Here is a 6,854-nt window from a genome sequence, read left to right on the forward strand (position 1 = left end):
TATTCTAGAAAGCAACCGCCGCCATGTCGATTAAGTCTCGAGCTGTTGTTATTCCGCGTCGCAATGTGGTGGAGATCCGCACGGTTCAGGTCACTGAGCCGCGGGCCGGCGATGTCCTGATCCGCACGGCATACACCTCGATCAGCGCCGGAACCGAGCGCATGCTGCTCGATGGGCGCCTCCCCCAGCCCCAGCTGCTCTTCCCGGTGGTCCCCGGCTATGAGACGGTCGGCCAGGTGGTACAGACGGGCAAGAAGGCGCCGAAGGATCTACTCGGGCAGTGGGTCTATGTCGGCGGCGCCCGCTGCTTCCAGGGGGTCAACCCAGCCTGGGGCGGCCAGAGCGAGTTTATTAGCGCCGAGGCCGATCGAGTGGTGCCGCTGAAGACGATCGACCCGGCCACCGGCGTGATCCTGGCCCTCGCCGCCACCGCCCTCCACGGGATCAATGTCGCGCATATCCGCCCATCAGACCGGGTGCTCGTCCTCGGCCAGGGGATTGTCGGCCAGGTCGCCGCCCGCCTGGCGAAGCTCGCCGGCGCATCCTATGTGGCGGTGGCCGACCGGGTCGCTGTGCGCCTGGAGAAGTCGAAGGCCGACCAGGTGGTCGATATCAACCGCGAGTCGCTCGATGAGGCGATCAGCGACGCGAACATCAATGTGATCGTCGAGGCCACCGGCTCGATGACTGCCCTGGCCGGCGCCCTGCCGCTGCTGGCGAACCACGGGCGTGTTCTGCTGCTCGGCTACTACGACACGATTAATGTCCCCTACGCCCCGCTGTTTATGCGCGAGGCCCAGCTGCTGATCGCCCGCGAGTGGCAGTTCGGCCCCGATGGCGACCTGCCTCGCGCGCGCGACCTGATCGCCTCCGGCGAGCTTGATGTGAGCGGGCTGCTGACGCACCATGTGCCTCTGGATCGCATTCAGGCCGCGTATCGCCTGGCCTTCGAAGACCCGGCGTGCCTCAAGGTGGTGGTGGAGTGGCCGAAGGATGATGTTGAATGTTGAATGTTGAATGTTGAATGTTATTCAACATTCAACATTCAGCATTCAGCATTCGCTCCGAAGGAGCGCATATGCCTGCGAACCCGAAGCAGTCCGCCACAAGTACGGCCCGTATGCTCGCTGTCTATGGCAAGGGCGGGATGGGGAAGTCGTTCTTTACCACCAATCTGGTGAGTAAGCTGGCCCTGCTTGATAATCGGGTGATGCAGCTTGGCTGCGACCCGAAGCACGATAGCTGCAACGCCCTGTTCGGTGGGGCGAGCCTGCCCACCCTCGGCGATGTCTGGCGCGAGTATAAGGAGTCCGGCCGCGAGGACGCGCTCCAGGCCCAGCACGTGATCTTTAAGACCCAGATCATGGAGGGCGCGGCCACAGTCTACGGCTGTGAGATCGGCGGCCCCGAGGTTGGCCGCGGCTGCGGCGGGCGCGGGATCACCTTCGGCTTCGATACGCTTGAGAAGTTTGGCATGAGCCAGTGGGCCCTCGACTATGTGGTGATGGACTTCCTGGGCGATGTGGTCTGCGGCGGCTTCGCCACGCCGCTCTCGCGCTCGCTGGCCGAGGAGGTGATCATCCTCTGCGGCAACGACCGCCAGAGCCTCTACGCAGCCAATAATATCGCTAGCGCGGCCAAGTACTTCGCCAGCATGGGCGGGAAGACCCGCCTGATCGGCCTGATCGTCAACCGCGATGACGGCAGCGGTGTGGCCGACCGCTTCGCGGAGCAGATCAACCTGCCGGTGCTGGCCCGCATCCCGCTCGACCGCAAGATTCGTGAGCTGGCCGACGCCTGCCAACTGGCTCTGGTGGACCCCGGCTTCGATGCGATCTTCGACGGCCTCGCCCGCCAGATCATCACCCGTACCACCCCCCACGTCGATATGGCCGACGTACACCCACTGGAGTACAAGGAGTTCCTGAACGTCTTTGGCGCCGAGGAGCCCGATATTGTGCCCAATGGGGCCACGGCCGATGAGCTCTTCGGCGGCAAGAAGGTCAAGCAGATCCCGACCTTCGAGCTCGGGCTGATGCAGCAGGCCGTCGGTGAGAAGCCCAACATGGACTCACCCACGAAGCTTGTGGTAACTCGCCTGCTCAAGGATCTGGGCATGTATGTGACTGAGGCGAACCAGGATCCGAAGAAGGGCATGACCCTGACGGTCGATGGGCACACGACGATCTGTTTCGGCGATGATCATGAGCTTGATAGTAAGATGGCCATCCTCGCGGCCCTTCAGAAGTCCGGCGAGCCCTATCGCTACGTCGAGTGAGCGATGGCGCTCCAGACACGACCGAAGATAGCAGAGATAGAGTATGTATGCGCCCCTTGGCACCTACGCCTGCGCTGGTGGTTTGCCGCCCGGCTCTGGTCGTTTGGCTATAGCTTTGCGGAGGCCGCCGGGGGTGAGGCGCCGGATCTGGCGAATCCCCTGTGGCGGCGCTCGTAGGGGTGTCGCAGTGCAGGGTGGCTGCGCTTTTCTGACCCTGATCTCCACAAGCGGGCAGGGGAGAACCTCCCTTGCCTCGCAGCAAAAAATACGGTATTTATGGAATCACTGCCCGATCTGACCTACCTCAACCATCTGCTGGTGGAGAAGATGCGGGTGAAGCGTCGGCCAGTGGCGGTGACCTACTGCTCCGATGGCCCGCCGCCTGGCTACGAGCCGGTTGATATTGTGGCCTGTGGGATAGTGCGGGCCGCCGAGCAGGGCCGCCGGATCTACGTTGATCGCCATCACCACGACTGCTGGGTCGGCCAGTACCACCTTGGCTGGAACGCGCAGCCGGGCGAGTATATCACCGAGGGTGGCTACCTGACGGATGCGCAAGGGTTCTACACGCCCGAGGCGGCCCGCTGTAATAAGCAGCAGAGCCACTCGCTGCCCGAGGGGATGATCACGGCGTTGGCCGCCGCCCCGCTCGATGAGGTGCCCGATGGCGTGCCGGTCGATCTGCTGATCTGTGTGGTGGACCCGCAGCGGGCGATGCAGATCGCGGGGGCGGCCAGCGTGCGGATCGGCCAGTTCCCGCTCGGTGAGCTTGGCGCGAGCGCCTGCTCCTCGATTTTTGCTGCGCCATACATCACAAAGAACTCTGTTTTTGCTATCGGCGATGGTGGCGGCCGGATGCACAACCGCCTTGATGCGGGCGAGATGTTCGTCTCGATCCCGCGCGATCACCTCCGATATGTGGTAGAATTGGTCGAGAACTTTCATATAGATCCACAAAAAATGCGTGAAGTGATAATGCCTTCCTACGCAACTAAAGCGAAGGATGGCCGCCAGGAGTAAGCTATGCCAAGCGGTCTCGGCGAAGCAACACAGATGATCGGTCCGTTCGCCCCGGCGCTACTGTGCTGGGCCTGCCTGATCCTGACAGTGCTAGGCCTTGCTCTCACCTTCCTCTGGACAAATGTTACGGCATTTGCTCGACGCACCAAGGCGAACGAGAATAAGCCCGCTGCAGGCTCGATGATGGATCGGTCGCGTAGGTAACGTCTCTTGCCCCGCACCTTCGTTACGATGCGTGGGGTCGAACCCACGCCCGATGCAAGGGCTCTGGATGGGCGTTTGCCTCCGGGGCCCTTGTTCGTGCGATACGGCCACGCTGCCGTATCGCTATGAGTGATTTTCTATGTCGAAAGAGATCCTTGAGACGCCGCCCCAGGCGTCGCAGAATGGCACCGCACCCACCCCGAACGCCGCCGTCCCCCCGTACCCGTTTACCGCGATCGTCGGCCAGGCCGAGCTGAAGCTGGCGCTGATGCTCTGCGTCGTGAGCCCGACGATCGGCGGCGTGATGGTCATGGGCCATCGCGGCACCGCCAAGAGCACCGCCGTGCGCGCCCTCGCCGCCATGCTCCCGCCGATCAAGGCGGTGGCTGGCTGCTCCTACTCGTGCTCCCCTGATCGCACGGCCGGCCTATGTGACCGCTGTATGAATCACGGCGATGGCAAGCGGGTCGCCCATAAGCCCTCCGCCGTCACCATCCCGGTGCCAGTGGTGGACTTGCCGCTCGGCGCCACCGAGGATCGGGTCTGCGGCACCCTCGACATCGAGCGCGCCCTGACCCAGGGCGTCCAGGCCTTCGCCCCGGGCCTGCTGGCCCGCGCCAACCGCGGCTTCCTCTACATCGATGAGGTGAACCTGCTGGAAGACCACCTGGTGGACGTGCTGCTCGATGTGGCGGCCAGCGGCACCAACGTGGTCGAGCGCGAGGGTATCAGCATCCGCCACCCAGCCCGCTTCGTGCTGGTGGGCAGCGGCAACCCCGAGGAGGGCGACCTGCGCCCGCAGCTGCTCGATCGCTTCGGCCTCCACGCCCGCATCATCACGATCACCGATGTGGAGGAGCGTGTGGAGATCGTGCGCCGCCGCCGCGCCTACGACGCCGACCCCTTCGCCTTCGCTGCGGCCTGGGAGAAGGAGACGGCCAAGCTCCAGCGGAAGATCAAGGGCGCCCAGAAGCGCCTGCCCGATGTGGTGCTGCCCGACCCGATCCTCTACAAGATCGCCGAGCTCTGCGTGAAGCTTGAGATCGATGGCCACCGCGGCGAGCTGACCCTCAGCCGGACCGCCACCTCGCTGGCCGCCCTGGAGGGCCACTCCGAGGTGAAGCTTGAGGACGTGCGCCGGATCGCCATCCTCTCCCTGCGCCATCGCCTGCGGAAGGATCCGCTGGAGACTCAGGACGACGCGGTGCGGATCGAGCGGGTTGTGGATGAGGTTCTGGCATAGCGCATCCGCGCTATACCAGAGCCTCCGGCGGGGGCTGGGGGTGGCGTAGCCACCCCCAAACATCAACAAAAGCTGGTTATATGACCACACTTCCCTTCTCCGCCCTGGTGGGTCTCGATACGGCCCGCCAGGCTCTTCTGCTTCTGGCGGTAGACCCCGGGCTCGGCGGCACGGTGATCGCCGCCGGCGTGGGCACTGGCAAGAGCACCCTGGCCCGCAGCTTCGCCCGGCTCGCGGGGGCAGCGACCCTCGACACCCCGCCGCCCTTCGTTGAGCTTCCGGTTGGCGTCACTGAGGATCGCCTGCTGGGCGGCCTGGATCTGGAGGCGACCCTCTCGCGCGGCGAGCGCGTCCACCGCAGCGGGCTGCTGGCCCGCGCCAATGGTGGCATCCTCTACGCCGATGGGGTGAATCTGCTGGACGACAGCACGATCAACCACCTGCTCTCATCCCTCGACAGCGGCGTCGTGCGCGTCGAGCGCGAGGGGCTGAGCATGGTCGAGCTGTCGCGCTTCGCCCTGATCGCCACCTATGACCCGGCCGAGGGGCCGCCGCGCCGCCACCTGCTCGACCGGGTCGGCCTGATCGTGGCGCCGATCGGCCAGTCGCCGGCCCGCGCCCGCGCCGAGGTGGTGCGGCGCAACCTGGACGCCGACGCTATCGCGCGCATGCGGGTGCGCGCCCGGGCGGCCGCCGAGGCTGATAATCCCTACGACGATGAGGAGGCCCTGCTGGCGGCCACGGTGCTGGCGGCCCGCGAGGCCTTGCCGACGGTGCAGATCAGCGACGCCCAGGTGCTCCAGATCAGCCAGTCGGCGCTGGCCCTGGGGGTCGAGGGCCACCGGGCCGATATCTTCGCCGTGCGCGCGGCTCTGGCCTCGGCGGCCCTGGCCGGGCGCGACGAGGTGGGCGACGAGGATATGGAGCGGGCGGTGCGCTTCGTGCTTGTGCCGCGGGCCACCCGCGCGCCCGAGTTCGAGGACGAGGCCCAGCCCGAGCAGCCGCAGCAGCCCCCGCCGCAGCAGGAGGAGCAGCCCCCGCCCCCGCGCGACGAGGAGCAGCAGGACGATGAGGAGCAGGAGGAGCAGCCCCCGCCGCCTCCCGAGGAGGATCTGAGCGTCGAGGATCTGGTGCTGTCAGCTCTGGACGCGGAGGTGCCGCCTGATGTGCTTACCACGCCCTTCAGCATCAGGCGCGGCGGGCGCAGCGGCTCGCGCGGCAACACCTCGGGCAATCGGGGCCGCCACATCCGCTCGATACCCGGCCTGCCTGGCCAGGGCCGCCTCGATGTCGTGGCCACGCTGCGCGCCGCCGCCCCCTGGCAGAGCTCCCGCAAGGCTGAGGACGTCCGACGCGTGGAGTCGGGGCGCCGCGCGCTCAGCCACGCCAGGGCCAGCATCCGCCTGCGCGCCGACGATCTGCACATTAAGAAGTTCCGCAGCAAGGCCGGCACGCTCTTCTGCTTTGTGGTCGACGCCAGCGGCTCGATGGCCCTGCACCGTATGCGTCAGGCCAAGGGCGCGGTGAACGCCCTGCTCCAGCAGGCCTACGTCCACCGTGACCACGTGGCCCTCCTGGCCTTCCGCGGCGACCGCGCCGACCTGCTGCTGCCGCCCTCGCAGAGCGTGGAGCTGGCGAAGCGGGCGCTCGATGTGCTGCCCACCGGCGGCGGCACGCCGCTGGCCGCCGCGCTCCTGTCGGCCTACCAGGTGGCTGAGCAGGCCCGCGCCCGCGGCATCCACCGCACCACCCTCGTGCTGATCACCGACGGCCGCCCGAACGTGCCGCTCCAGCCCGAGCCCGGCCAGAGCAAGGATGAGCGCATGGCGCAGGCTCGCACGGAGGTGCAGACCCTCTGCGGCCGCCTGAAGGCCGCCGGGATCGGCGCGGTGGTGATCGACACCCAGCGCAGCTATGTCTCGCGGGGCGAGGCCCAGCAGCTCGCAGCCTGGATCGGCGGGCGCTACGTCTACCTGCCCCAGGGCCGCGCCGACCAGATCGCGGGCGCGGTGATCGAGGCGAGCGAGGGCTGAGCCCTACCCGGAACAAGAATGGCTATTGTGGGACATGCGCGGCTCTGCCGCGCATGTCCCACAATAGCCATAACAT

5 protein-coding genes are annotated in these 6,854 nt (G+C 66.6%); all 5 read left to right on the plus strand.

Translation table 11 applies throughout. From position 1 onward, the window contains the following. Positions 1–23: 23 nt before the first annotated feature. The 5 genes from K2Z83_RS00465 (at position 24) to bchD (ending at position 6,778) form a co-directional block, all read left to right on the plus strand. Positions 24–1,010 (plus strand): zinc-binding dehydrogenase, encoded by a 987-nt coding sequence (locus K2Z83_RS00465; protein ID WP_220593220.1) that lies wholly within the window; start codon positions 24–26, stop codon positions 1,008–1,010. 68 nt (positions 1,011–1,078) lie between these two features. Beyond that, a complete protein-coding gene (locus K2Z83_RS00470; RefSeq protein WP_220593221.1) occupies positions 1,079–2,278 on the plus strand; it encodes a chlorophyllide a reductase iron protein subunit X in 1,200 nt (399 codons plus the stop codon). 276 nt (positions 2,279–2,554) lie between these two features. Then, entirely contained in the window at positions 2,555–3,298 is a 744-nt protein-coding gene (locus K2Z83_RS00475; RefSeq protein WP_220593222.1) for a DUF169 domain-containing protein, read from the plus strand. Between the two features lie 343 nt (positions 3,299–3,641). Beyond that, entirely contained in the window at positions 3,642–4,745 is a 1,104-nt protein-coding gene (gene bchI / locus K2Z83_RS00480; RefSeq protein ID WP_220593223.1) for a magnesium chelatase ATPase subunit I, read from the plus strand. A gap of 80 nt (positions 4,746–4,825) precedes the next feature. Beyond that, positions 4,826–6,778, plus strand: a complete 1,953-nt coding sequence (bchD, locus tag K2Z83_RS00485; protein WP_220593224.1) for a magnesium chelatase ATPase subunit D — start codon at positions 4,826–4,828, stop codon at positions 6,776–6,778. Positions 6,779–6,854: the final 76 nt, after the last annotated feature.

Source organism: Oscillochloris sp. ZM17-4 (assembly GCF_019599295.1).
GTDB lineage: Bacteria > Chloroflexota > Chloroflexia > Chloroflexales > Chloroflexaceae > Oscillochloris.